Origin of the sequence: Kitasatospora phosalacinea (genome assembly GCF_000716545.1) — a bacterium.
Taxonomy (GTDB): Bacteria; Actinomycetota; Actinomycetes; order Streptomycetales; family Streptomycetaceae; genus Kitasatospora; species Kitasatospora phosalacinea.
This window is the reverse complement of record NZ_JNWZ01000001.1, coordinates 209,232-234,370: the sequence shown is the minus strand read 5'-3', so window position 1 is coordinate 234,370 and position 25,139 is coordinate 209,232. Positions and strand designations below refer to the sequence as shown.

25 protein-coding genes and 1 pseudogene are annotated in these 25,139 nt (G+C 74.7%); 16 read left to right on the top strand and 10 right to left on the bottom strand.

Translation table 11 applies throughout. The features are described from left to right. The first annotated feature begins 216 nt into the window (after positions 1-216). Together OO48_RS34795 and OO48_RS01120 are read left to right on the top strand one after the other, a co-directional pair. Entirely contained in the window at positions 217-927 is a 711-nt protein-coding gene (locus OO48_RS34795) for a hypothetical protein (RefSeq protein WP_051731579.1), read from the top strand. A gap of 134 nt (positions 928-1,061) precedes the next feature. Beyond that, positions 1,062-2,123 carry a polysaccharide deacetylase family protein gene (locus OO48_RS01120; protein ID WP_033211797.1) on the top strand — a complete coding sequence of 354 codons (1,062 nt, stop codon included), beginning with the start codon at positions 1,062-1,064 and terminating at the stop codon, positions 2,121-2,123. Between the two features lie 38 nt (positions 2,124-2,161). Here the strand turns inward: OO48_RS01120 and OO48_RS01115 are convergent, their stop codons facing one another. Together OO48_RS01115 and OO48_RS39150 are read right to left on the bottom strand one after the other, a co-directional pair. Then, complete coding sequence (locus OO48_RS01115) at positions 2,162-3,229, bottom strand: EcsC family protein (RefSeq protein ID WP_051731578.1); 1,068 nt, start codon at positions 3,227-3,229, stop codon at positions 2,162-2,164. Positions 3,230-3,349: 120 nt separating this feature from the next. Further along, complete coding sequence (locus OO48_RS39150) at positions 3,350-4,207, bottom strand: NADPH-dependent FMN reductase (RefSeq protein WP_245194474.1); 858 nt, start codon at positions 4,205-4,207, stop codon at positions 3,350-3,352. A 302-nt stretch (positions 4,208-4,509) separates the two neighbouring features. Here OO48_RS39150 and thpR point away from each other — a divergent pair, with 302 nt between their 5' ends. After that, positions 4,510-5,103, top strand: a complete 594-nt coding sequence (gene thpR, locus OO48_RS01105; protein WP_033211795.1) for an RNA 2',3'-cyclic phosphodiesterase — start codon at positions 4,510-4,512, stop codon at positions 5,101-5,103. A gap of 11 nt (positions 5,104-5,114) precedes the next feature. On the opposite strand, the gene OO48_RS01100 is transcribed toward thpR, so the two are convergent. Both OO48_RS01100 and OO48_RS01095 read right to left on the bottom strand, forming a co-directional pair. Continuing rightward, positions 5,115-5,396 (bottom strand): type II toxin-antitoxin system RelE family toxin, encoded by a 282-nt coding sequence (locus OO48_RS01100; protein WP_033211793.1) that lies wholly within the window; start codon positions 5,394-5,396, stop codon positions 5,115-5,117. 6 nt (positions 5,397-5,402) lie between these two features. After that, entirely contained in the window at positions 5,403-5,672 is a 270-nt protein-coding gene (locus OO48_RS01095) for a type II toxin-antitoxin system Phd/YefM family antitoxin (protein ID WP_033211880.1), read from the bottom strand. A 346-nt stretch (positions 5,673-6,018) separates the two neighbouring features. Between OO48_RS01095 and OO48_RS01090 the strand changes: the two genes are divergently transcribed. Then, on the top strand, positions 6,019-8,136 hold the full coding sequence (locus tag OO48_RS01090) for a cellulose binding domain-containing protein (protein ID WP_033211791.1): 2,118 nt from the start codon (positions 6,019-6,021) through the stop codon (positions 8,134-8,136). Positions 8,137-8,383: 247 nt separating this feature from the next. On the opposite strand, the gene OO48_RS01085 is transcribed toward OO48_RS01090, so the two are convergent. Next, the gene (locus tag OO48_RS01085) at positions 8,384-8,743 is read right to left on the bottom strand and encodes an ArsR/SmtB family transcription factor (RefSeq protein WP_051731576.1); all 360 of its coding nucleotides are present in this window, start codon (positions 8,741-8,743) and stop codon (positions 8,384-8,386) included. A gap of 120 nt (positions 8,744-8,863) precedes the next feature. Here OO48_RS01085 and OO48_RS01080 point away from each other — a divergent pair, with 120 nt between their 5' ends. The 7 genes from OO48_RS01080 (at position 8,864) to OO48_RS01050 (ending at position 16,121) form a co-directional block, all read left to right on the top strand. Next, a complete protein-coding gene (locus OO48_RS01080; RefSeq protein WP_033211789.1) occupies positions 8,864-10,252 on the top strand; it encodes an MFS transporter in 1,389 nt (462 codons plus the stop codon). A gap of 163 nt (positions 10,253-10,415) precedes the next feature. Next, the gene (locus tag OO48_RS01075) at positions 10,416-11,267 is read left to right on the top strand and encodes a fumarylacetoacetate hydrolase family protein (protein ID WP_033211788.1); all 852 of its coding nucleotides are present in this window, start codon (positions 10,416-10,418) and stop codon (positions 11,265-11,267) included. Further along, entirely contained in the window at positions 11,264-12,586 is a 1,323-nt protein-coding gene (locus OO48_RS01070) for an L-fuconate dehydratase (protein ID WP_033211786.1), read from the top strand. Before OO48_RS01075 ends, OO48_RS01070 begins: the two co-directional genes overlap by 4 nt. Then, positions 12,583-13,347: an SDR family NAD(P)-dependent oxidoreductase gene (locus tag OO48_RS01065; protein ID WP_033211784.1), complete on the top strand. Its 765-nt coding sequence runs from the start codon at positions 12,583-12,585 to the stop codon at positions 13,345-13,347. The genes OO48_RS01070 and OO48_RS01065 overlap by 4 nt, the downstream gene beginning before the upstream one ends. Continuing rightward, entirely contained in the window at positions 13,344-14,357 is a 1,014-nt protein-coding gene (locus tag OO48_RS01060; protein WP_033211782.1) for an aldo/keto reductase, read from the top strand. The genes OO48_RS01065 and OO48_RS01060 overlap by 4 nt, the downstream gene beginning before the upstream one ends. A 41-nt stretch (positions 14,358-14,398) precedes the next feature. Continuing rightward, positions 14,399-15,133 carry a FadR/GntR family transcriptional regulator gene (locus OO48_RS01055; protein ID WP_033211780.1) on the top strand — a complete coding sequence of 245 codons (735 nt, stop codon included), beginning with the start codon at positions 14,399-14,401 and terminating at the stop codon, positions 15,131-15,133. Positions 15,134-15,161: 28 nt separating this feature from the next. Continuing rightward, positions 15,162-16,121, top strand: a complete 960-nt coding sequence (locus tag OO48_RS01050) for an amidohydrolase family protein (protein ID WP_081951836.1) — start codon at positions 15,162-15,164, stop codon at positions 16,119-16,121. Between the two features lie 6 nt (positions 16,122-16,127). Here OO48_RS01050 and OO48_RS01045 read toward each other — a convergent pair whose 3' ends face one another. Together OO48_RS01045 and OO48_RS01040 are read right to left on the bottom strand one after the other, a co-directional pair. Then, complete coding sequence (locus tag OO48_RS01045; RefSeq protein ID WP_033211779.1) at positions 16,128-17,774, bottom strand: acyl-CoA dehydrogenase family protein; 1,647 nt, start codon at positions 17,772-17,774, stop codon at positions 16,128-16,130. Positions 17,775-17,851: 77 nt separating this feature from the next. Beyond that, a complete protein-coding gene (locus OO48_RS01040) occupies positions 17,852-18,460 on the bottom strand; it encodes a TetR/AcrR family transcriptional regulator (RefSeq protein ID WP_033211778.1) in 609 nt (202 codons plus the stop codon). 303 nt (positions 18,461-18,763) lie between these two features. On the opposite strand from OO48_RS01040, the pseudogene OO48_RS01035 reads away from it, so the two are divergent. Continuing rightward, positions 18,764-19,255: pseudogene (locus OO48_RS01035) on the top strand (AMP-binding enzyme); the annotation flags it as partial. Between the two features lie 48 nt (positions 19,256-19,303). On the opposite strand, the gene OO48_RS01030 reads toward OO48_RS01035, so the two are convergent. Continuing rightward, the gene (locus tag OO48_RS01030) at positions 19,304-20,095 is read right to left on the bottom strand and encodes an IclR family transcriptional regulator (RefSeq protein WP_033211777.1); all 792 of its coding nucleotides are present in this window, start codon (positions 20,093-20,095) and stop codon (positions 19,304-19,306) included. A 161-nt stretch (positions 20,096-20,256) separates the two neighbouring features. Between OO48_RS01030 and OO48_RS01025 the strand changes: the two genes are divergently transcribed. Next, positions 20,257-20,961: a CoA transferase subunit A gene (locus OO48_RS01025; RefSeq protein WP_033211775.1), complete on the top strand. Its 705-nt coding sequence runs from the start codon at positions 20,257-20,259 to the stop codon at positions 20,959-20,961. A 1-nt stretch (position 20,962) separates the two neighbouring features. Further along, on the top strand, positions 20,963-21,610 hold the full coding sequence (locus tag OO48_RS01020; protein ID WP_033211773.1) for a CoA transferase subunit B: 648 nt from the start codon (positions 20,963-20,965) through the stop codon (positions 21,608-21,610). An 81-nt stretch (positions 21,611-21,691) separates the two neighbouring features. On the opposite strand, the gene OO48_RS01015 is transcribed toward OO48_RS01020, so the two are convergent. Continuing rightward, positions 21,692-22,156, bottom strand: coding sequence for a MarR family winged helix-turn-helix transcriptional regulator (locus OO48_RS01015; protein WP_245194472.1), 465 nt, complete (start codon positions 22,154-22,156; stop codon positions 21,692-21,694). Positions 22,157-22,214: 58 nt separating this feature from the next. Between OO48_RS01015 and OO48_RS01010 the strand changes: the two genes are divergently transcribed. Continuing rightward, positions 22,215-22,760, top strand: a complete 546-nt coding sequence (locus OO48_RS01010; protein ID WP_033211769.1) for an isochorismatase family protein — start codon at positions 22,215-22,217, stop codon at positions 22,758-22,760. A 49-nt stretch (positions 22,761-22,809) separates the two neighbouring features. Beyond that, complete coding sequence (locus tag OO48_RS01005; protein WP_033211767.1) at positions 22,810-23,538, top strand: MBL fold metallo-hydrolase; 729 nt, start codon at positions 22,810-22,812, stop codon at positions 23,536-23,538. Here the strand turns inward: OO48_RS01005 and OO48_RS01000 are convergent. Next, positions 23,528-25,102 (bottom strand): PP2C family protein-serine/threonine phosphatase, encoded by a 1,575-nt coding sequence (locus tag OO48_RS01000; RefSeq protein ID WP_081951835.1) that lies wholly within the window; start codon positions 25,100-25,102, stop codon positions 23,528-23,530. The genes OO48_RS01005 and OO48_RS01000 overlap by 11 nt on opposite strands. Between the last annotated feature and the right edge of the window lie 37 nt (positions 25,103-25,139).

Below are 25,139 nucleotides of genomic sequence, written 5' to 3'. Positions count from 1 at the left end.
CCGCTCCCCCCGCTCCCCCTGCCCCTTCGTCCGACCGCACCGGGACCGGCGGCGTGTCACCGTCCGGTCCCGATGCGGTCCGGAATCGGCGTCTTCACCTCCGGCCCTCCGGCGGCCCCCGTAGCGTCCCGCCCCGTACCGCCGCGCGAGCCCGGCGCCTCGCCCGCACCGCCTCGCCACGTCACGCCACGCCACGCACTCGGGAGAACCACCACCATGACCGGACGTCAGCCGCTCGCCGCTCGCGCCCTGTTCGCCGCCGCCGCACTGGCCGCGACGCTCGCACTCGCCGCCTGCGACCCGGAGGGGAGCGAGGACGGCGGCACGGCGGCCCCGGCCGCGACCTCGCCCGCCCCGACCGCGACCCCGTCCGCCCCGGCCGCGCCGAAGTCCTCGCCCGCGGCGCCGAAGTCCTCGCCCGCGGCGCCGGAGTCGACCGGCGCCGCCCCCGTCTCTCCCGTCCGCACCGGCGCCAAGCACACCCTGACCGAGGCCTCCACGGCCGGCGGACTGGCACGGGGCACCGGGAGCGCACAGCTGAGCGACGTGCCGGTGGACCCGGGCGAGATGCGCGCCGGGATGAACCTGGTGGAGGCCAACTACGTCCGGACGGGCGGGGTCTCGGCGCGGCCGGTGCTGTTCGTCGGGGTCGACAACGTGCCGGAGGACCCGAGCAAGCGCCGCGAGCACCTGTGGCACGGCCTGATCGACTACGCGAACGGCCGGGACACCGCCGGCGGCCCCGGCGGCTCCGCCCAGTACGACGCCGGGCCGCTCGGCGGCAACCTGGAGTGCTTCCCGCTCGGCTCCGACACCCTGTGCGGCTGGGTCGACCGCTCCACCGCCGGCGCCGCGCTGTTCCCGGCCACCGCCCCGGCGGACGCCGCCGAGCAGTTCCTCCTGATGCGCGCCGACATCGAGCACTGACGAGCCGTCAGGATCGCCGGTACGCCATCGATCCCCTTTTCGGTCACGAGGGTTGACCGGTCTCGGTCTGTTCGGAAAGCTTCCTGACCGTTCTCGCGGCGGTCGGGCCGCGACCGGCCGCGGAGGACCACGCGATGCGTTTCTCGGGAGTTGCCTGGACGGGTTCCGGCTTCGAGGTGGCCGCCTTGGACGCGGCGGGCCGGTCGGCCGCGTCCCCGGTCCGCTTCGCGGCCGGGCAGGTCGGCGCGGTCACCGCGCACCTGCTCGGCCTGCGGCGGGAGGCCGCGGCCGTCGGCGAGGAACTGGCGGCCGTCATCGACTCCACCAACGGCATGCTGGACGGCGGCCTGATGGCCGCCGGACTGGCCGTGTACCGGGCCGACCCGTGGGTCCTGCCGGCCCGCCCCGCGTTCGGCTCCGTCCCGGCCGCGGAACTGGCCCGCTCGGCGGTCCGCGACCCGGCCTCGGTCGTTCGGCTCGGCATCGACACCGGGACGCTGGGCGGCCGCTCCGCCGAGATGGTCGCCGCCATCGACTCCAGCGCCGCCGAACTGGAGTCGATGATCCGCTCCGGCCGCTGCCTGTGGGGCAACACCGGCGACCGCCCGGTGGTCGCGCTCACCTTCGACGACGGCCCCAACCCGCCCCACACCGACCGGATCCTGGACGTCCTCGACCGCTACGCGGTGCCCGCCACCTTCTTCTGCGTCGGCCTGCACGCCCTCGCCCACCGCGCCGAACTCGACCGGATGGCCGCCGCCGGCCACCAGATCGCCAACCACACCTGGTCCCACCCGTACCTGCCCGACCTGTCCCGCACCGAACTCCTCGACCAGCTCGGCCGCACCGACGAGGCCATCGCCAAGGCCGTCGGCGACGACCCGGGCCCCCGGATGTTCCGCCCGCCCTACGGCGGCCGCACCCCCGAAGTCCTGCGCTGGATCGGCGAGTCCGGCGCCACCGTCGTCCTGTGGGACGTCGAGCCCTGCGACTGGTCCATGCCCGGCCCCGACGCCATCACCCGGGCCGTCCTCGACCAGGCCCGCCCCGGCGCGGTCGTCCTCCTCCACGACGGCGGCGGCGACCGCTCCCAGACCGCCGCCGCCCTCCCCGGCATCATCGAGGGCCTCACCGCCCGCGGCTACGCCTTCGCCCGCGTCGACGAGCTGCCCGTCGACCGGCCTCCCGCCGTCTGATCCCCCGGGGCTCCCCGGGGTCCGTCAGTGCCCGGTCCTCACCCGGCCACGTCCTGCAGCACCGCGTCCGGCTCCGGCTCCGGCTCCGGCTCCGCCTCCGGGTCCGCGTCCGGGTCCGGCTCCGGGTCCGCCAGCAGCGCGGCGGGCAGCGGCAGACCGTACCTGTCGCACAGGAACCTGGTCTGGCAGTACCGCTGGGCGTCCTCGGCCACCCGGCCGAGGACCGCGGCGTTCATGCCCGCGCCGATGACGATGCCCACGAAGGGCACGACCTTGGCGACGTTCTTGACCGACACCTTGGAACCGGCCGGGCCCAGCTGCCGCATCAGCTTCTCCAGGGCCGCGACGAGGCGGTGGTCCTGGCGGAGCTTCTCCGACCACCGCACGCGGCCCTTGAGCGCCCGAGCCGCCTGCGCGGCCTCGTTCATCGGCTTGATCTTGGCCGCCTGTGCCATGAACGACCGCCGCACCAGGCGCTGGATGAACGCCTGCTCGTCCGGGTCCTTGGCGTCGTAGCCGTAGGAGTAGGCGATGCGCGCCGCGATCGACGCGCTCAGGACCTGGACGACCAGGACGTCCGCCGTCATGGCGACCGGGACGCCCGCGACGGGGACCATCGCCAGCAACCCCATCGCCCCGCCCTCCAGCGCGCCGGCGGTGCGCCAGGTGAGCGTGTTGTGGGACAGCAGGCGGTCGCAGACCTTGAGGTCCTGCTCCCGCAGCTCGGTGAAGACGCCGATGTCGAAGCCCCGCTTGCGGGCGAGCTTCTCCACGTTCTCCGGGTCGTTGAGCTCCAGGGCCCAGTCGTTGACCAGTTCGATCAGCGAGGCCGCGGCCCCGAGCACCGGCCGCAGCGCCTTGTCGGCGATCACGTCGCCGGCCCGGCGGATCGGCTCCTTGACCGCCTCCGGCACGGCGCCCACCGCCCGGCCCACGGCGCCCCCGGTGACCGCGCCGGTCCGCTCGGCCGCCCTGCTCGCCCAACCGGGCAGGCTGCGGCGCTTGCTGCGGCGCTCCCAGTGCTCGGCGAGATCACGCCAGACCTTGGCCTCGTACTCGCTCATCGGGGTCTCGGCGTCGGCGGACGGCACGACACGGGCACTCATGCGGGCACTCCGGATCTCTCGGGGCCGTAGCCCGTCGGAGGTCCCCGCGGCTTCCGGCGCCTGAAGCTACCGCAGTCCGCGACCCGCCGTCCCCCGGACGTCCGATCCCGCGGCCCGGGGTCAGTCCTCCCGTTCCGCGGCCCGGCGGACGGCGGCCGCCTCCATCGCCGCCAGCACTCCCCCGAGTCGCGCGCGCAGCGTCTCGTCGCGGATCCGGCCGTCCTTGAGCTTGGTGCCGGCCAGCGGGACGGACATGGATTCGGGGAGCACGTCCGCGCCCATCATCCGGAGGGTCTCGGTGGTCCAGGCGCGGGCGCGCTCGCCGCCGGTGGTGGCGGGCGAGGCGGTGACCACGGCGACCGGCTTGTCCACGAGCTCGCCACCGCCGACCACCCATTCGAGGGCGTTCTTCAGAACGCCCGACATGCCCGCCGCGTACTCGGGACAGGTGATCAGCACGGCGTCGGCGGCGGCCAGCCGGGCGCGGAGGGCGAGGACGGGGGCGGGCGGGGCGACCACCTCGACGTCGTGCTCGAAGTAGGGCAGGTCGGCCAGGCCCTCGTAGAGGGTGAGCGTGGTGCCGGGCCCGCACAGGTCGGCGGCGCCGAGCGCCACCTGCCGGTTGAGCGAGCCCGCCCGCAGACTGCCGACGATCGCCACGAAATCCACTGTCTCCCCGTCCCCTCCACCGTGCGTACCGGCACATTGTCGACCGGCGCGGGCCGTTCGCGTACCCCGGTCCGGGGACCGGGCGCCCCGAGGGCCCCAGCCGATCCGCCGGTGGTCGAGCAAGTCGCCCGGTCCGAGGCCCGGTTCGCGTTCCAGGTCGGCCGGCGGACGGTCGCGCAGGAAGTCCGCGAACTCCGCGGTGACCACCGCCGTGCGCTCCTCGTCGGTCTTCTCGCCGATGAACAGCCGCAGGTGCGGCAGTCCTTCCCGGATGACCGTGTCGTCGTCCACCACGGCCACTACGCGCACGGCACCCTCGACGTCACCGGGACCGGCACCTGGACGGGCAGCTTCGACCACGGGAACGGCGGCACCGCCACCGGAGCGCCGGACACCGTCGCGGGTGACGCCTCGGCCGCCTTCAGCCGGGTCCTCCGGGGCCGCGAGAAGTACCCCGACGACCATCCGGGCGAACTACCGGGCCAAGACCGGCACGCTCGTCCTGGAAGTCGGCGCCGGCCCCCGCCCGCAGCGCCCACGGACCATCGCCCTCACCCGCGCCTGAGCCGGCGACCGGACGCGCCGGGCCGTGCGGGTGCTAGAAATCCCTGGTGGACGATCACCCCGCGCCCGCCGCCCTGCGCGTCTTCGTGGCGCTGGCCCCGCCCGACGAGGCCAAGGACGAGCTGGCCCGCGCCCTGCGGCCCGCGTACGACGCGCACCCCCGACTGCGCTGGAACCGGATCGAGGACTGGCACATCACGCTGGCCTTCCTCGGCGAGCTCCCGTACCCGGCCGTACCGCCGCTGCGCGCGGCGCTGGCCGACCGGGCCGCCGGGCAGCCCGCCCTGCGGCTGGGGCTGCACGGCGGCGGGCACTTCGACGGACGGCTGCTGTGGAGCGGCGTCCGCGGGGACGTGGACGGCCTGCACCGGCTGGCCGCCGAGGTCCGCGCCCTGGTCCGGGCGCAGGGCCTCGACTACCGCGACCGCCCGCTGCACCCCCACCTGACCCTGGCCCGGGCCCGCCGCGACGACCCCACCGGCGTCCCCGCCGGCGCCGCCACCCTGGCCGGTTTCACCGGCCGCCCCTGGTGGACGCCCCGCCTGCACCTGGTCGGCAGCAACGCCGTCCGCGGGCCCGAACCGCTGCGCTACCGCGACCTCGAGTCCTGGCCGCTGACCGTCCCGGCGAATCGCGGGTGACGAACGGCCCGTCAGGGGATCCGGCGGTAGATTTCGCCGCGGTGGCCCACCCCCAGAACCCAGATGATCAACTGACCGTTCTCCACGGTGTAGACCACTCGGTAGTCACCGATCCTGAGACGCCACCGGGCCGCGTGCCCCTGGAGCGCCTTCACGTCGAGCGCCGTCGTGTCGCCGTCGTCCATCGCCCGCTGCAGTTCGGCGAGCCGGCGCAGGATGCGCAGAGCGTCGGAACGCTCGATCTTCAGCAAGTCCCGCTGTGCGCGCGCGGTGAAGCGCGTGACGTGACCCACCGGACGTCAGCTCTCCTCGCCCTGGAGGAGAGCAGCCATCTCCTCCAGGGAGACGGATCCCTGCAGGCCTTCCGCCTCCGACTCGTCGGCCAGTCGGTTCAACCACGCCTCCTCGGCGGCGTCCGCTATCCGGCGAAGGCGCTGGTACTCCTCGATGTCGATCACCACGGCCTCCTGCCTGCCCCGGCGGGTGATGATCGTAGGAGTCTCCTCGCGGCGCGCCCGGTCGATGACGTCGGCGAGGTGGCTGCGGACCTCGGCCATGGACTCGATCATGGGCTCACTCATGTAGCAAATGTAACAGATGTACATCTCGGCGAGCCATCCGCGAGGACCGAGGGCGGCAGGGTGACGGCGAGCGGGAGGAGGAAGGCGCCGCAGCCGACCGCGCGGCCCTTGCCCGCGCGCTTGAGCGGGAGCTGGAGGCGAGGGCGGCGGGCGCGAACGTTTCAGCGGGCCGGTGCGCCCGGAGCTGGGCGGATCGCGGCGGGCGGGGGGTCGGGCCGGACCGGAGGATTGACACGCTCCGGGCCCCTTCCCACCATGGGAGCGCTCCCATCCCCCGCCCGCACCCGCACCCGCACCGCACCCACCCGCACCCCCACCCGGGAGGAACCACCCCATGCTGTTCCGCAGCAGACCAACCGGACCCCGCCGTCGCCGCCCGCTCGCGGCCACGGCCTCGGCCGCCCTCGCACTGGCGGCCGCCGCACTGCCGCTGTCCGCCCCCGTCGCCTCCGCCGCCGCCCCGGCCCCCGCCGGGGACACCACGGTGACGGTCAACGCGAGCGCGGGCCTGGGCACCGTCGGCTCCACCGCGCTCGGCGTCAACGCCGCGATCTGGGACTCGCACATGAACGACTCCCAGGTGGTGTCGCTGTACCGGGACGCCGGGGTCGGCGCGCTGCGCTACCCCGGGGGCTCGTACTCGGACATCTACCACTGGGTCGACAACACCGCGCCGGGCGGCTACGTCGCCCCGGGCACCGACTTCGACGCCTTCATGGGGACGGTGAAGGCGTCCGGCTCGCAGCCGATCCTGATCGCCAACTACGGCTCCGGCACCGCCCAGGAGGCCGCCGACTGGGTGCGGTACGCCAACGTCACCAAGGGCTACGGGGCGAAGTACTGGGAGATCGGCAACGAGATCTACGGCAACGGCGTCTACGGCAGCGGCTGGGAGAACGACACCCACGCCGACAAGTCGCCCGACCAGTACGCCCGGGAGGTCAAGGCGTACGCGGCGGCGATGAAGGCGGTGGACCCGACGGTCAAGATCGGCGCGGTGCTGACCATGCCGGGCAACTGGCCGGACGGCATCGTGGCGGCGGGCGACAGCGGCGACTGGAACCACACCGTGCTGGCCGCGGTCGCCCACGACATCGACTTCGTCAGCGTCCACTGGTACCCGAACGCGGGCGGCGGCGACCAGTCGCTGGCCGCCGTGCGCCAACTGCCGGGCGAGCTGCGCGAGGTGCGCAACCTGCTGGACCGGTACGCGGGCGCCGACTCGGCGGGCATCGGCATCGCGATGACCGAGGTCAACTCCGAGTCCGGCAACGGCTCGCTGACCAGCCGTCCGAACGGCCTGTTCGCGGCGGAGGCGATGATCACCGCGCTGGAGAACGGCGTCTTCACCGTCGACTGGTGGGACACCCACAACGGCGTCGGCCCGATCACCACCGTCAACGGCGAGACCGACTACGGCGACATGGGCCTGCTGTCCAGCGGCGGCTGCAACGGCGACGTCTGCGAACCGGCCGTGAACACCCCGTTCGCGCCGTACTACGGCATCAAGGCGCTGGGCGCGCTCAGCGACCCGGGCGACACCATGCTGGCCTCCTCCGCCTCCGGCTCCGAGGTCTCCTCGCACGCGGTGCTGCGCGCCAACGGCGACCTCAGCGTCCTGCTGCTGAACAGGAGTTCCAGCACCTCGCACACCGTGGACCTGCGCTACCTGGGCTTCACCGCCGGCGGCTCGGCCCCCGCCGTCCAGCGCTGGGCGCCCGGCGACAACGGGCTGGTCGACGCGGCCGGCACCGCCACCGCCTCCTCGGCGACCCTGGCCCCGTACTCGATCACCGTGCTGACCGTGCACCCGAAGCCCGGCACCGGCCCGTCCTCGGCCGCCGTCGGCGCCCCCGGCACGCCGCGCACCACCTCGGTAGGCGCCAACACCGTCGCGCTGAGCTGGCCGGCCGCCACCGGCACGGTGGACCGCTACGAGGTGTACGAGCAGCTCGGCACCACCGTGCAGTTGCTCGGCTCCTCCACCGGCACCTCCGCCACCCTCTACAACCTGCCGCCGGGCTCCCGGCACACCGTCAACGTGCTGGCCCGCGACCAGGCCGGGCACCTCTCCCGCCCGTCCGCCCCGCTGACCTTCACCACCGGCACCCCCGGTGACAGCACCTGCACCGTCTCGTACCAGGTCACGGCGGGCTGGGGCAACGGCTTCGTCGCCAGCGTGGTCGTGAGCAACCTCGGCCCGGCGAACCTCGACGGCTGGACGCTGGACTTCGACTGGCCCTCCACCGGGCAGTCCGTCGGCTCGTGGTGGAACGCGAACGTCGACGCGAGCGGGCAGCACGTCCGGGTCACCAACGGCGAGTACAACGGCCACCTGGTGCCGAACGGCGGCAACTCGGCCGACTTCGGGTTCGTCGGCAACAACAACGGCGCCAACCCGTCCCCCACGGTCTTCCGCCTGAACGGGACGGTCTGCCGCACCATCAGCTGACCGACCACCGCACCGGGCGGGCACGGGGTCCGGCCAGGAGGGGGCATCCTCCTGGCCGGGCCCCGTGTCCGTCCGGTGCGGCCGGTTATGCCTCTGCCCCGTCCCGAACGTTCGCGCACGTCGGGATCCTTCGGCCCGGCCGACTCCCCGACCGGCCCGACCCCAGACTCCGGGGCTCAGACTCCGGGGCTCAGACGCCGGGGCCGCACGCTTCGGGGCTCAGACCTCGGGGCTCAGACCTCGGGGCTCAGACCTCTGGGCTCCAGGCGGCGACGAGGTCGAGCAGGCCGGGGAAGCGCGCGTTCAGGTCCTCGACCCGGACCTGGCTGCGGCGTTCGAGGCCGTACTGCCGCTGGCGGGTCACGCCGGCCTCGCGCAGCGCCTTGAAGTGGTGGGTGAGCGAGGACTTGGGCCGCCCCAGCCCGAACCACTGGCAGGGGTGGTCGAACTCCTCGGACTCCAGCAGGAGTTTGCGGACGATGGTCAGCCGCAGCGAGGAGCTGAGCGCGCCCATCACCTCCTCCAGCCGCAGCTCCTCGACGGACGGTTCGGGGAGCGGCTCGGGCAGGCCGGGCGGTTCCGGAAGGACCTTGACGGCGGCGGGCATGGGCGTTTCCTCGTCTCCTCGTGCACTGCGTCCCGTTCAGTACGAATCGAATCGTACTGGATGCTAAGTTCGACTCGACTCGTACTGACGAGAGCCGACTGGCAGATCAGGGGGACTCCCATGTCCGGAACCGGAACCAGCTCCGCGAGCAGGGCCGTCGACGGGGCTCCACGCAGGGCTCCGTGCAGCGCTCCGCGCAGGACCGGGGGCAGGCCCGGCACCGGTCCCGGGGCGGACGCCGTCCCGCTGCGGTGGGTGTGGCTGGCGGCCTGGCCGATCACCGCCGTCTTCGTGCTGTCGAACGCGGCGACGCCGCTGTACGTGCTGTGGCAGCGCGACATCGGCTTCTCCAAGGGCACCCTGACGGTGGTGTTCGCCTGCTACATCGCCGGGCTGATCGGCTCACTGCTGGTCTCCGGCGCGCTCTCCGACCGGATCGGCCGCAAGCCGGTGCTGCTCCCGGCACTGGGGCTGGCGCTGGCCGCCTGCCTGGTGTTCGGGACGGCGGGCAGCGTGGCCGCGCTGATCGTGGCACGGCTGTTCACCGGCGTCGCGGTGGGTGCGGTGGTCTCGGCCGGCATGGCGGCGGTCACCGACGTGGCCGGGCCGGAACGCAGGCGGACGGCCGCGCTGCTGGCCTCCTGCGCGATGGTCTTCGGTGCCGGGCTCGGCCCGCTGCTGGCCGGGGTGCTCTCCGAACTGGCCCCGGGGCCGACGGCCACCGTGTTCGCCGTCGAGGCCGTGCTGCTGGCCCTGGCCGTGTCGGCGGTGCTGCGGATGCCGCTGCCGCGCCCCGGGGGTGGCGACGGGGGCAGCGACAGCGGCGGCAGCGGCGGCAGGCCGGGTGAACGCGGCGAACACGGCGAACGCGACGGGCACGACGGGCGCGGCGGCTGGGTCCGGGTGCCGGGCGTCCCGAGCGGGCGCGGGCGTCAACTCGCCCTGGGCGTCGCGGTGTTCGCGCCCGGCATCACCGCCACCTCGTTCGTGCTCTCGCTCGGTCCGTCGCTGCTGTCCGGCCTGCTCGGCACCACCAGCCGGATCGTGGCGGGCGCGATGGCCTTCGCGATGTTCCTCACCGCCACCGGCGTGCAGTTCGCCGTCCGGCGGCTGGCGCGCCGGACCGTCCTGGCGGCCGGCGCGACGGGCACCGCCCTGAGCATGCTCGCGCTGGCCGCCGCCGTGCACTCCGGGTCGGCCGCCGCCCTGCTCGCCGCCGCCCTGCTGGCCGGCGTGGGCCAGGGGCTGGGCCAGCTCGGCGGCCTGTCCCTGCTCAACTCGACCATCGCCCCGCAGCGCCTGGCCGAGGCCAACGCCGCCCTCAACGTCGGCGGCTACGTCCCGGCTGGCCTGCTCCCGGTCTCCGCCGGCTACCTCAGCGACGCGGCGGGCCTGCCCACCGGCACCACGGTCTTCGCCGCCGTCCTCGCTGCCCTCGCCGTCCTCGGCGGCCTGCTGGTACTGACCACCCCGCGCCGCACCACCGACCCCAATCCATCCGATGACTGATCACAGGGGATCAGGGGGTTGCGCCACAACCAGCCAATCTAGCCCGCCGTTCGAGAAATACATCGGATGACTCCTTGCCCGGATCGGGGGCGGCGGCCTAGTCTCGTCCCGCCCCCGTTCCAGGCCCGACCACGGCCCGGCGACCCCAGTCACAGGAGGACCCATGAAGCTGCTGCGCATCGGCGCGCCCGGCGAGGAGGTGCCGGCGGTGCTCGCCGAGGACGGCACCGCCCGCCTGCTGACCGGCCTGACCGGCGACATCGACGGGGCGTTCCTGGCCGGCGGCGGCGTCGAGCGGGTGCGCGCGGCGCTGGCCGAGGGGTCGCTGCCGCCGGTGGACGTGGCCGGGGTGCGGGTCGGGGCGCCGGTGGCGCGGCCGGGGAAGGTGGTGTGCATCGGGCTCAACTACCGCGACCACGCGGCGGAGACGGGCGCGGCGATCCCGACCCGGCCGGTGGTGTTCATGAAGGACCCGGCCACGGTGGTCGGCCCGTACGACGAGGTGCTGATCCCGCGCGGTTCGGTGAAGACCGACTGGGAGGTGGAGTTGGCGGTGGTGATCGGGCGGCGGGCCCGCTACCTGGAGACGCCGGAGCAGGCGGCGGCCTGCGTGGCCGGGTACGCGATCAGCAACGACGTCTCGGAGCGGGAGTTCCAGTTGGAGTTCTCCGCGCAGTGGGACCTCGGCAAGTCCTGCGAGACCTTCAACCCGCTGGGGCCGTGGCTGGTGACGCCGGAGGAGGTCGGCGACCCGCAGGCGCTCGGGCTGCGGCTGTCGGTCAACGGCGAACTGCGGCAGGACGGCGACACCAAGGAGATGGTCTTCGACGTGCCGTACCTCGTCCGGTACCTGAGCCAGTACATGGTGCTCAACCCCGGTGACGTGATCAACACCGGCACCCCGGCGGGTGTCGCGCTCGGCCTGCCGGACGCGCCGTACCTGCGGGCGGGGGACGTGGTCGAGCTGTCCGTCGACGGCCTGGGCACCCAGCGCCAGACCTTCGTCGACGCGTGAACGCCGCCGCGGCGCGGATCACCGCGCTCGACACCTACGACGTGCGCTTCCCGACCTCGCGCGAGCTGGACGGCTCGGACGCGATGAACCCCGACCCGGACTACTCGGCGGCCTACCTGGTGCTGCGCACCGACGCCGGGGACGGCCTGGAGGGCCACGGGTTCACCTTCACCATCGGGCGCGGCAACGACGTGCAGGTCGCCGCGATCGACGCGCTGCGCGCGCACGTGCTCGGACGGCCGGTCGCCGAGCTGTGCGCCGACCCCGGCGCGCTCTCCCGGATCCTGGTCGGCGACAGCCAACTGCGCTGGCTGGGCCCGGAGAAGGGCGTGATGCACATGGCGATCGGCGCCGTCCTGAACGCGGTGTGGGACTTGGCGGCCAAGCGCGAGGGCAAGCCGCTGTGGCGCCTGCTGGCGGACGCCGACCCCGAATGGCTGGTCTCCCAGGTCGACTTCCGCTACCTGACCGACGCACTCACCCCCGGACGGGCGCTGGAACTGCTGCGCGCGGGCCGCCGGGGCGCGGCCGGGCGGACGGCGGAGCTGCTCAGGCGCGGCTATCCGGCGTACACCACCTCGCCGGGCTGGCTCGGCTACGACGACGCGAAGCTGACCCGGCTGGCGAAGGCGGCCGTCGCGGACGGCTTCACCCAGATCAAGCTGAAGGTCGGCGCGGACCTCGCCGACGACGTCCGCCGCTGCCGCACCGCCCGTGCCGCCGTCGGCCCCCGCGTCCGGATCGCGATCGACGCCAATCAGCGCTGGGACGTGGCCGAGGCGATCGAGTGGACCAACGCGCTGGCCGCCTTCGACCCGTACTGGATCGAGGAGCCCACCAGCCCGGACGACGTGCTGGGCCACGCGGCCGTGCGCCGGGCCGTCGCGCCGGTGAAGGTCGCCACCGGCGAGCACGTGCAGAACCGGATCGTGTTCAAGCAGCTGCTCCAGGCCGGGGCGATCGACGTGCTGCAACTGGACGCGGCCCGGGTCGGCGGCGTCAACGAGAACCTGGCGATCCTGCTGCTGGCGGCCGAGTTCGGCGTCCCGGTCTGCCCGCACGCGGGCGGCGTGGGCCTGTGCGAACTCGTCCAGCACCTCTCGATGTTCGACTACGTCGCGCTGTCGGGGACGGTCGAGGACCGCGCCATCGAGTACGTCGACCACCTGCACCAGCACTTCACCGACCCGGTGGTGGTCGCGGGCGGCCACTACGCGGCGCCCACCGCGCCCGGCTTCTCCGCCGCCATGCACCGGGCCTCGATCGACACCTACCGCTACCCCCACGGGACCTACTGGGCGAAGGAGCCGGCCGCATGACGGACTTCCAGGGGCTGCGCGCCGTCGTCACCGGCGGTGCCTCCGGCATCGGGCTGGCCACCGCCCGGCTGCTCGCCGGGCGCGGGGCCGACGTCGCCGTCCTCGACCTGCGCCCCGGCGGACTCCCGTCCCCGCTCAGGGGGTTCACCGCCGACGTCGCCGACGACGCCTCCGTCCGCGCGGCCGTCGGCGCCGCCGCCGAGGCGCTCGGCGGGATCGACGTGCTGGTCAACAACGCCGGGATCGGCGCGGCCGGCACCGTCGCCGACAACGACGACGAGCAGTGGCACCGGGTGCTGGACGTCAACGTGCTCGGCATCGTCCGCACCACCCGCGCCGCCCTCCCGCACCTGCGCCGCTCCGGGTGCGCGGCGGTCGTCAACACCTGCTCGATCGCCGCCACCGCCGGGCTGCCGCAGCGCGCCCTGTACGCGGCGAGCAAGGGCGCGGTGCTCTCGCTGACCCTCGCCATGGCCGCCGACCACGTCCGCGAGGGCATCCGGGTCAACTGCGTCAACCCCGGCACGGTGGACACCCCCTGGGTCGGCCGGCTGCTGGACGCCGCCGACGACCCGGCCGCCGAACGCGCCGCGCTCAGCGCCCGCCAGCCCACCGGGCGCCTGGTGTCCGCCGAGGAGGTCGCCGCCGCCGTCGCCTACCTGGCCTCGCCCGCCGCCGCCTCCACCACCGGCACCGCGCTGGCCGTCGACGGCGGCATGCAGGGCCTGCGGCCGCGCCCCCTTCCGGAGGCCGCCGCGTGAGCCGCACCCTGGGCCGCTCCGGCGTGCCCGTCAGCCCGCTGTCCTTCGGCGCGGCGGGCCTCGGCAACCTGTTCACCGCCGTCACCGACGCCCGGGCCGAAGCCACCGTGCACGCCGCCTGGGAGTGCGGCTACCGGCACTTCGACACCGCGCCGCACTACGGCCTCGGCCTGTCCGAGCGCCGCCTGGGCGCCGCCCTGCGTTCCTACCCGCGCGCCGCCTACACCCTCGCCACCAAGGTCGGCCGCCTGCTCGTTCCCGACGAACGGCCGGGCAGCGACCGGGAGTTCGCCGTTCCCGCCACTCACCGCCGGGTCTGGGACTTCACCGCCGACGGGGTGCGCCGCTCGCTCGAAGCCAGCCTGGAGCGCCTCGGTGCGGACCGGATCGACCTCGTCCACCTGCACGACCCCGACGACCACGCCGACCAGGCCCTCGGCCAGGCGTACCCGGCGCTGGAGCGGCTGCGCGCCGAGGGGGTGATCGGCGCCATCGGCATCGGCATGAACCAGGCCGCCCTGCCCGCCCGGTTCGTCCGCGACACCGACATCGACGCCGTGCTGCTGGCCGGCCGCTACACCCTGCTCGACCGGTCCGGCCTGGACGAGCTGCTGCCGCTCGCCCACGAGCGCGGCGTGGCCGTCATCAACGCGGGCGTCTTCAACTCCGGCCTGCTGGCCGACCCGCGGCCCGGCGCGCCCTACGACTACGCCCCCGCGCCGCCCGAGCTCCTCGCCCGCGCCCTGGCCCTGCGGGAGGTGTGCGAGCGCCACGGCGTCCCGCTGCGGGCCGCCGCCCTGCAGTTCCCGTCCGCCCACCCGGCCGTGGTCTCCGTCCTGGTCGGCGTCCGCAGCCCCGAACAGGCCCGGGACGCCGCCGAGTGGGCCGCCCGGTCGGTGCCGGCCGGGTTGTGGGCGGAGCTGAAGGGGCGCGGCCTGCTCCCCGAGGCCGCGCCGACGCCCGCTCCCCCGGCCCCCGCGCCGACGTCCGCGGCTCCGGCCCCCGGCTGACTATCCTGAGAGATCCGATCACCCCGAGGAGCTGCGGACCAGTGCCAGTCACCGACGAGGCCATCGTGCGGATCAAGGAGATGATCCTCGGCGGCGAGCTCGCCCCCGGCGCCAGGCTGCCGAAGGAGGCGGACCTGGCCGAGCGCCTGGGCCTGTCCCGCAACTCGCTGCGCGAGGCGGTCAAGGCGCTGTCGCTGATCCGGGTGCTGGACGTCCGCCAGGGCGACGGCACCTACGTCACCAGCCTGGAGCCCGAACTCCTGCTGGACACCCTGGCGTTCGTGGTCGACTTCCACCGCGACGACACCGTCCTGCACTTCCTGGAGGTGCGCCGGATCCTCGAACCCGGGGCCACCGCGCTGGCCGCGCGCGCCATGCCCGACGCCCAGGTCGCCGCCCTCGGCGAGCTGCTCGCCGCGCTGCCCGACGACGCCACCCTGGACGAACTCCTGGCCAACGACCTGGAGTTCCACCGCCTGATCGCCGTCGGCTCCGGCAACCCCGTGCTGGTCTCGCTGCTCGACGGGATCTCCGCGCCCACCACCCGGGCCCGGATCTGGCGCGGCCTGACCGAGGAGGGCGCCGTCGCCCGCACCCGCGAGCAGCACCGGGCGATCCACTCCGCGCTCGCCCACCGGGACGCCGAACTCGCCCGGGCGCTGGCCCTGGTGCACGTCTGCGGCGTCGAACGGTGGCTGCGCGACACCCTGGGCGACGCGGGCGCCGCCCTGGCCCGCCCCGCCGCGTCCGACACCCCTGGCAGTGCCGGTACTTGACGCCCAACCCCACCGGGAGTCCACCGCGATGACCGACCCGACGACCGACCCGACGACCGAACCGCCCTCCGCCGGCGGTGCGTTGGCGGCGGCGCCGCGCATCGACGCCCACCACCACCTGTGGGACCCGGCCGCCCGCGCCCACGACTGGCTGGACGAGCCCGAACTCGCCCCGCTGCGGCGGCCGTTCACCGTCGACGAGCTGCGCCCGCAGGCCGCGGCGGCCGGGATCGCCGGCACGGTGCTGGTGCAGACCGTCACCGTGGCCGACGAGACGCCCGAACTGCTCGCCGTCGCGGCGGCCGATCCGCTGGTGCGGGGCGTGGTCGGCTGGACCGACCTGACCTCGCCCGGTGTCGCCGACGCGCTCGCCGAGCTGCGTGAACTCCCGGGCGGGGAGCGGCTGGTGGGCGTCCGCCACCAGGTGCAGTCGGAGCCCGACCCGCAGTGGCTGCTCCGTCCCGACGTGCTGCGCGGCCTGGCGGCGGTCGCCGACGCGGGCCTCGCCTACGACCTGGTCGTCCGGCCGCACCAGCTGGCCGCCGCCACCGGGGCCGCCGCCCGGCTGCCCCAACTGACCTTCGTCCTCGACCACTTGGGCAAGCCGCCGATCGCCGTCGGCGGCCTGGCGGCGTGGGCCGGGTCGCTGCGCGCGTTCGCCGCCCGGCCCAACACCCGCGGCAAGCTCTCCGGCCTGGTCACCGAGGCCGACCGGCGCGGCTGGACGACCGCGGACCTGCGGCCCTGCGCGGAGGCCGCCCTTGAGTGCTTCGGCCCCGAGCGCCTGATGTTCGGCTCGGACTGGCCGGTGTGCCTGCTGGCCGCCGACTACGCCGAGGTGGTGTCCGCCGCCGAGGAGCTCACCGCCGGGCTGTCCGGCCCCGAGCGCGGCGCCGTGTTCGGCGGCACCGCGGCCCGGGTCTACGGCCTGGCGGGGGACGGCCCGGCCGGAGACGGCCCGGCGGGGGACGGCCCGGCCGGGAGATAGGTGGCCTCAGGCCCCCGGCAGGCGGTCGAGCAGCGCGGCGAAGTCGGTGGCCGGGGCCAGGGTGCCGAAGGCCAGGCCCCGGTCACCGGCCAGCCGGGAGGCGCAGAACGCGTCGGCGACGGCGGCGGGGGCGTGCCGGACCAGCAGCGAGCCCTGGAGGACGAGCGCGGCGCGTTCGACGACCCGGCGGGCACGCAGCTGGGCGTCCTCGGTGGGGCGCAGTTCCGCGCGCAGTTCGCGCCAGGCGGCGTCGAGGCGCGCGTCGGCGCCCGCGGCGAGGTCGATCTCGGCGGCGAAGGCGTCCAGCGCCTCGGGTTCGCGGGCCAGGGCGCGCTGCAGGTCGAGGGCGGTGACGTTGCCGGAGCCCTCCCAGATGCTGTTGAGCGGGGCCTCGCGGTAGAGCCGGGGCAGGCCGGAGGCCTCGTCGTAGCCGTTGCCGCCGAGGCACTCCAGCGCTTCGGCGACGGCGGCGGGCTGGCGCTTGCACACCCAGTACTTGGCGACGGCGGTGGCGATCCGCAGGAAGGCCCGTTCGCCCGGGTCGCCGTGCCGGGCGCGGTCGGCGGCGCCCGCCAGCCGCAGGGCGACGGTGGTGGCGGCCTCCGATTCGAGCGCCAGGTCGGCGAGGACGTTGCGCATCAGCGGCTGGTCGATCAGCAGCGCGCCGAAGGCGGCGCGGTGGCGGGCGTGGTGGGCGGCCTGGGCGAGCGCGGCGCGGGTGCCGGCGGCGGAGCCCAGGACGCAGTCCAGCCGGGTCATGGTGACCATCTCGATGATGGTGCGCACGCCCTTGCCCTCGGGGCCGACCAGCCAGGCCACCGTGTCGTCGAACTCGGGTTCACTGCTGGCGTTGGCGCGGTTGCCGAGCTTGTCCTTGAGGCGCTGGATCCGGAAGGTGTTGCGGCTGCCGTCGGGCAGCACCCGCGGCACGAGGAAGCAGGACAGGCCGCCGGGCGCCTGGGCGAGGACCAGGAACAGGTCGTTCATCGGCGCGCTGGTGAACCACTTGTGGCCGCGCAACCGCCAGCTGCCGTCCGGCTGCCGGGCCGCCGTGGTGGTGTTGGCGCGGACGTCGCTGCCGCCCTGCTTCTCGGTCATCCCCATGCCGGCCAGCAGGCCGCGCTTGCCCGCCGGGGCGCGCAGGCCGGGGTCGTAGGCGCGGCTGGTGAGCAGCGGCTCGTACGCGGCGGCCAGCTCGGGGGCGTGCCGCAGCGCCGGGACGACGGCGTACGTCATGGAGACCGGGCAGAGGTGTCCGGGCTCCAGGGTGGTGGCGACCATGAAGCCGGCGGCCCGGGCGACGTGGGCGCCGGGACGGGGGTCGGCCCAGGCGGCGCCGGCCAGGCCCGCGCCGACCGAGAGGTCCATCAGGTGGTGGTAGGCGGGGTGGAACTCGACCTCGTCGATCCGGTTGCCGAAGCGGTCGTGGGTGCGCAGCTCGGGTTCGTGCCGGTTGGCCTGGTCGGCCCACCGCTGGGCCTGCTCGCTGCCGGCCAGGCGGCCGAGCCGGTGCAGTTCCTCGCGGTGCCAGCCGGCGCCCTCGCGGTCGAGGCCCTCCAGCAGGACGACGTCCTCGGCGACGTCGTGGCCGGTCAACGGCGGTGCCTGGTTGGTGACTCGGTGGGTGACGGCGGTGGGGTGGCTGACGGTCACGGAGGCTCCAGGGGGTGGGGGTGTCCGGCGGAATCGGGGACGGGGGCTCGGGCGGTCGGCGCTCGGGCGGTCGGCGCTCAGGCGGTCGGGGCGCCCGCGCAGCGCAGTGCCATGGCGGTGAGGTCGGCGAGCAGGGCCTCGGCGGCGCCGTCCTCGGGGCCGCCGAGCGGGTCGACCAGGACTTCGCCGATCGCCCCGGTGAGCGCGGCGGCGGTGATCTCGCCGTTCTGCGCGGGCAGCGCGCCCGACTCGACGCCCTCGCGCACCACCTCGGCGAACAGGGCGCGGTAGCGGCGGCGGAAGGCGAGCCGTTCGGCACCGACGGCGGGTTCGGCGGGGGCGGCGAGCAGGGCGTAGGCCAGGCCGCGGTTCTCCAGGGCCCGGCGGGCGAACACCTCGACGCCCCGGCTCAGCCGCTCCACCGGCCCGCCGGGGCCGTGCAGCACCTCGCCGAGCACCTCCACCTCGCGTCCGGCGGCGCGCCGGAACACCTCGACGGCGAGCGCCGCCTTGGACGGGAAGTGCTGGTACACCGAGCCGGCGGCGATCCCGGCGGCGTCGGCGACGGCCGTCACCGACGCCTGTGACCAACCCACTTCCGCGACGACCTCGGTGGCGCGGGCCACCAGGCGCTCCTTGGCGGTGGTGAGCCGGCGGATTTCGGCTGGGGTCTTGCGGTAGGCCATGGAAGAAGTGAAGCATCATTCACAGCTTCCCGCCAAGGACCTCGCGGGGCCTCCCCACGGGTCCGGCACGTCAGGAGGACGTGACGCACCCCAGCGCCCTGCTGGACGGCGCGGTTCGCTCGGCCGGCGACGAGGAGGCCGTCGTCCACCGCGAACAACGCTGGAGGTACGGCGAGTTCGGGGCCTGGTACGCGGGGGCGGTGCTGGTGCCGGTCAACCACGGGCTGCGGACCGCCGAGATGGCCCGCCCACTCGCCCACCGCGGGGCCGGGACGGCCGTCGTCGACGCCGAGATCGGCACACGGCACCGACGCCCCGGCCGGGGAGAGCGGCGAGATCTGGCTGCGCTCGGACACCCGGATGGTCGACTGCCTGGACGACGAGGCGGCCGCCGCCGAGGTCTTCGCGGGCGACTGGTACCGCAGCGGCGACCTCGGCCGGATCGACGCGGACGGCTTCGTCACCGTCGTCGACCGGATCAAGGACGTGATCGTCGCCGGCGGCGGGAACGTCTCCTCCCCGGAGGTCGAGGGCGCCCTGCGCGGACACCCGGACGTCCTGGACGTCGCCGTCGTCGGCCGCCCGCACCCGCAGTGGGGCGAGACGGTGGTCGCCGTCGTGGTCGCCCGCGAGGGCTCCGCGTTCGACCTGGCGGGCCTCCGCGCCTGGCTGGAACCCCGGATCGCCCGCTACGGGATCCCGCGCGAACCGGCCCTGCGCCCCGAACTGCCGCGCACCCCCTCGGGGAAGGTCACCGAGCACGTACTCCGCGCCGAACTGACCGCCTCCGACTGACCGCCCGGGTAGCGGCGGGGCCCGTCGCCTCCCGGAGCGCGGCGCCGTTCACCCCGTTCCCGGGACGGGCCGGCCCCCGCCGTGCTGCGGGAGCCGGTTGCGGGTGCTGAGCCGGTGGGCCGTCCTGAGCAGCAACTGCCCCATTTGGGGCCGCCGTTCGGGGCGGAAGCGGGTCTCGACGCCGGTGATGCTGACGGCCCACGCCGGTCGGCCGTGCTGGTCGAAGACGGTGGCGGCCATCCCCCAACTGCCTTCCAGGACGAGGGCCGGGTTCGTCGCGTAGCCGGCGGTGCGGGTCAGCCGGACGCGCTCGCGGACGCGTTCGGCGCTGTGCGCCTCGCCCCACTGCGGGACGAGGTCGGCGCGCGCGAGGTAGTCCTCGGCCTCCTGGTCCGGGAGGAAGGAGAGCAGGGCGAGCCCGCCGGAGGCGACGCCGAGCGGGAAGCGGGTGCCTTCCTGGAGCACGAAGGAGCGCAGCGGGAAGCTGCCCTCCTCCCGCAGGACGCAGACGCTCTCGTCCCCCCGGCGCAGCGAGAGGAACGCGCTCTCCCCGGTCTCGTCGGCCAGGGCCCGGACGGCGGGCCGGGCGGTCTCGACGAAGTCGTAGCGGCGGGCGGCCAGCGTGCCCATCAGGAACATCTCGGGGCCCGGGTGCCAGGTGCCGGTGGCCCGGTCCCGGTCCAGCAGTCCGGCCTCCTGCAGCGAGGACAGGATCCGGTGGGCCGTGGTCCGGGCCGTCCCGGCCCGCTGCGCGGCCTGCGCGGTGGTCACGCCGTCCGCCGCCGCGCTGACGACGCGCAGCAGTGTCGCGGCCCTGCTGATCGCCTGGGCGCCTTCCATGGGGGCCTCCACATCGTGGACAGGATCGCGGCGTCCGCTCACCATCGGAGCGGTTCCGCCGCTCGACAGGGTATTTCCCCGCAGGTCGTTGCCGGTAGACGGCTCCCTTCCTACGGTGCTGCGGAGCGTCCACGTCATGGACGGCAGAACAAGGAGTGGGCATGTCGAAAGTGTTCGCCAGTGCGTCCTCGGCACTGGAGGGGCTGCTCCGCGACGACCTGACCATCGCGGTCGGCGGGTTCGGCCTGAGCGGCAATCCGCTGGACCTCATCGAGGCGGTCCGCGACTCGGGCGTGCAGGGGCTGACGATCGTGTCGAACAACATGGGCGTGGACGGCAAGGGCCTGGGCCTGCTGCTGGAGCGCCGGCAGGTCCGCAAGGTGGTGGGCAGCTACGTGGGGGAGAACAAGCTGTTCGCCTCGCAGTACCTGGACGGCACGCTGGAGGTGGAGTTCACGCCCCAGGGCACCCTCGCGGAGCGCCTGCGGGCGGGCGGGGCGGGCATCCCGGCCTTCTACACCGCAACCGGCGTCGGCACCCCGGTCGCGGAGGGCAAGCCCACCGCCCGGTTCGACGGGCGGACCTACCTGCTGGAACGGGCCGTCGTGCCCGACCTGGCGCTCGTCCACGCTCACCGCGCCGACGCGGAGGGCAACCTGGCGTACCGGCTCACGGCCCGCAACTTCAACCCCGTGGTGGCCACCGCCGGGACGGTCACCGTGGCCGACGCGGAGGAGGTCGTGGAGGACGGGTACCTGGACCCGGACCTGGTGGTCACGCCGGGGGTGTTCGTGCACCGGGTGGTGGCCGCGCGGCCCCGGGTGAAGGACATCGAGCAGCTCACCGTACGAGTCAAGGAGGCCTGAAATGCCGTGGACCCGCGAGCGGATGGCGGCGATCGCCGCCGAGGAGCTCCAGGACGGCCAGTACGTGAACCTCGGGATCGGCATCCCCACGCTGGTGGCCAACCACCTGCCGCCCGGGGTGCGGGTGACGCTGCAGAGCGAGAACGGGATCCTGGGCACGGGCCCGTTCCCGTACGAGGGCGAGGAGGACGCGGACCTGATCAACGCCGGCAAGCAGACCGTGACGCTGCGGCCGGGGGCGAGCGTCTTCGACTCGTCCACCTCGTTCGCGATGATCCGCGCCGGAAAGGTGCAGACCGCCGTCCTCGGCGCGCTCCAGGTCGCCGCCAACGGCGACCTGGCCAACTGGACCATCCCCGGCAAGCTGGTCAAGGGGATGGGCGGGGCGATGGACCTGGTCGCGGGCACCCCGCGGGTGATCGTGCTGACCGAGCACAACGCCAAGGACGGCAGTCCCAAGGTCGTCGAGCGCTGCACGCTGCCGCTGACCGGCGTCGGCGTCGTGCAGCGCGTCATCACCGACCTGGCCGTCTTCGACGTCACCCCGCGGGGGCTGGCCCTGATCCGGCTCGCCCCCGGCACCGGCGTCGAGGAGCTGCGCGAACGCACCGGGGCGCCGTTCACCGTCCGGCTGCCGCAGGGGGCCTGAGCACCCGCAGCAGGCCCGAGCACCCGCACGACCCGTACCGCCCGGCGCCGCTCCGCCCCTCCCCGGGGCCGGGCGGCGCCGTCAGGTCGGGTCGCGCCGCGTCCTCCCGCGCACCGGGAGGCCGTGGGCGGCCGCCAGGCGGTCGAACGCCGCGCCGAGGGCGGCCGCCTGGTCGGGGGTGAGGCCGGCGGTGAGTTCCGCGTCGAGGACGAGCGCCCGGTCCGTGCACCAGGCGAGCAGCTCGCGCCCCCGGTCGGTGAGGTACAGGAGCTGGCGGCGGCGGTCGGCCGGGTCGCGCAGCCGCTCGACCGCCCCGGTGGACTCCAGGTGGTCGGCCAGGGTCACCACGAGGCTGGGCGCCACCCGCATCAACTTGGCGATCTCCAGCTGCGAGGCGCCCGGCGCCACGTCGAGGGCGCTCAGCAGACCGACGTGCTTGGGCTTCAGGTCGTGGGCGGTCAGGTCTGCCGCGTACCGGTCGGCGACCAGGGCGCCCAGGACGCCGAGCCGGAAGCTGAGGGTGTCGACCCACTTGACGTCGTTCATGAGAGGCATGCTACCTTCCCAGAACCGTTCTAACCCTGAACGATTCATAGGGAGAATCATGCTCGATCCCCGCACCGTGCAGCTCGTCTTCGCCGACCTGCAGGACAGCATCGTGGCCCTGAGCCGCACGAACAGCCCCGAGACCATCAGGCGCTCCGCCGGAGTGCTCGGCGAGATCGCGCGGGCGCTGGAGATACCGTTCACCGTGTCGGCCGCCCCCCGGCCCGGCGGGCCCGGCGTCATCACCGAACTCCCCGACGCCGCACCGTTCGTGCGCGGCGGGCCGTCCTGCTGGGACGACGCGGCCTGGCGGCGCGAAATCGCCGCCAACGGCCGCACGACCCTGGCCCTGTGCGGCGTGGCCTCGGAGATCGTGGTCCTGCACACCGCGCTCGACGCCCTGGCCGACGGCCACCGGGTGCTCGTCCTGGTCGACGCGAGCGGCGGCATGTCGGAGCGCACGGAGAACGCGGCCTTCGACCAGATCCGGGCGGCCGGCGGCACCGTGACCTCGGTGCCGGCCTTCGTCACGAGCATGGTGCGCGATTTCACCGACCCCACCGGTCGCGAGGTCATCACCGCGCTGCATGGCCTGCTGGCCTAGCCCCCGTCCCGCCTCCGCCCCCGGTCCCGGTCCCCCGAAGGAAGCCCCCGTGAAACTCGCGCCCCACCTGCACCGCCTCGGGAACGACATCGTCTCCTGCTACCTCATCGACACCGCCGAGGGCATCACGCTCATCGACGCCGGACTGCCCGGCCACTGGCGGGACCTGCGGCGCGAACTCGACGCCCTGGGCAAGTCCGTCGACGACGTCCGCGGGATCGTGGTGACCCACGGCGACCCCGACCACATCGGTTTCGCCGAACGCCTGCGCGCCGCCCACGGCGTACCGGTGTTCGTGCACGCCGACGACGCCGTCCGCGCCCGCACCGGCGAGAAGCCCAGGGTCGCGGTCGGCCCCCTGCGTCCGGGCCCGACGCTCGGCTTCTTCGGCTACTCCCTGCGGAAGGGCGTGCTGCGCCCCCGCCACGTCCGCGAAGTCACCGAGGTCGGCGACGGCGACGTGCTGGACCTGCCCGGCAGCCCGGTGATCGTGGGCATGCCGGGGCACTCCCCGGGGAGCGTGGCCGTGCACGTCCCGCTCGCCGACGCGGTCGCCGTCGGGGACGCGCTGACCACCCGCCACGTCCTGACCGGGCGCACCGGACTCCAGCCCGCGCCCTTCTCCGACGACCCGGCCCTGGCGCTCGCCTCCCTCGACCGGATCGCCGGCCTGTCCGCGTCCTGGGTGCTCCCCGGCCACGGCGCCCCCTGGCGCGGCTCGCCGGGCCTGGTGGGCGAGGCCGTCCGGGCGGCGGCCGGCGGGCCCGTCAGCGGCTGATGTGCAGGGCGCAGATGTCGTCGCGGCGGTTGTGCGGGGCGACGAGTTCCCGCACCACGTCGTCCAGGAAGCGGGGGCTGTCGGCGTGGACGAGGGCGGTGTCGGCCAGGCGGGCCAGGCCCTCGTCGATGGATTCGCCCGGCTGCTCGACCAGGCCGTCGGTGTAGAGCAGCAGGTGGTCGCCGGGCAGCAGTTCGACGGTGGACGCCTCGTAGTGGGGCGTGGCGGTCGCGCCGAGCAGGATGCCGCGCGGGGAGGGCAGGAAGCGGGCCCGGCCGTCGCGCACCAGCAGGGGCGGCGGGTGTCCGGCCCGCACCCAGGTGAGGTGGGAGGTCTCGGGCCGGTAGAGGGCCATGATCATGGTGGCGGTGTCGCCGTCGCGCTCGGGGGTGTGCAGCAGCAGGGTGTTCAGGTTGGTGAGCACGTCTGGCAGGGGGGTGCCGGTGATGGCCATGCCCTTGGCGGTGAAGCGCAGCAGGGCCATGGTGGCGACCGCGTCCAGGCCGTGGCCGGCGACGTCGCCGACGACGAGCAGCGCGCTGCTGTCGGGCAGTTCGATGGCGCTGTACCAGTCGCCGCCGAGGCCGAGCCCCTCCTGCAGCGGCCGGTAGGCGACGTCGACGGTGAGGCCGGGCAGGTCCAGTTTCCGCTGGGGCAGCGGGAGGAGGGTGTCCTGGAGGCGGGCGGCGAGGGCGCGTTCGGCGGTCAGCTGGCCCTGCTGGGCGAGCGCGGCCTCCTGCTGCTCCAGCAGTTGCCGTTCGGTGTGCTTGGCGGCGGTGAGGTCCTGGAAGAGGCCGTGCACCCGCACCGGCCGGCCCCGCACGTCCGTCTCGGCCTCGGCGACCACCCGTACGTGGCGGACCTCCTGGCCGGGCAGGCGCAGGCGGAAGGCCCGGTCCATCGGCTCGCCGCTCTTCAGGAGGCCCCGGACCGCGTTCTCCACCGCGGGGCGGTCCTCGTCCTCGGCGTGGGCGGAGAGCTCCTCCAGCGTCATCGGGCCCAGCGACCGGTCCCGCTCGAAGATCGAGTAGACCTCGTCGGACCAGGTGACCTCCCCGCGGACCAGATCGCGGTCCACCCAGCCCATCCGCCCCAGGCTCTGCATGAGCGCCAGGCGGCGCTGCTCGCGCTCGCCGGAGTCCAGGCGCTCCCAGGAGACGACCAGTCCGCCCTGGCAGCGCACCGCGCGCACCCGGTAGCGGGAGCGGTGCGGGATCCCGGCGGCGCGCTCCCGGTACTCCAGCTCCCCCTCGTGGGCGGTCCCGGTCTCCAGCGCTCCGAGGTAGCCGTGCCACAGGTCGGTGGCCTCGATGCCCGGGTACGCGCCCCGCAGGCTGCGCCCCAGCAGTTCCGGTCCGCCGCGCCCGGCGATGTCGACCGTCCCGGGCGCGGCCGCCACCAGCCGGAAGTCCGCGACCTCGCCGTGCGGCCCGTACTCCGGTTCGAGGAGGACCACCGAGCCGGGCAGGGCCGCCAGGACCTCACGGACCAGCGCCGCAGCCGGGCGCTCCGTCGCCGGTCCGCTTCCCGACTCCGGTGCTTCCGATTCCGCTTGGCCATTCATGGGTCGAGCATGTCACGTCCCCGGCAGCGCCCAGAAC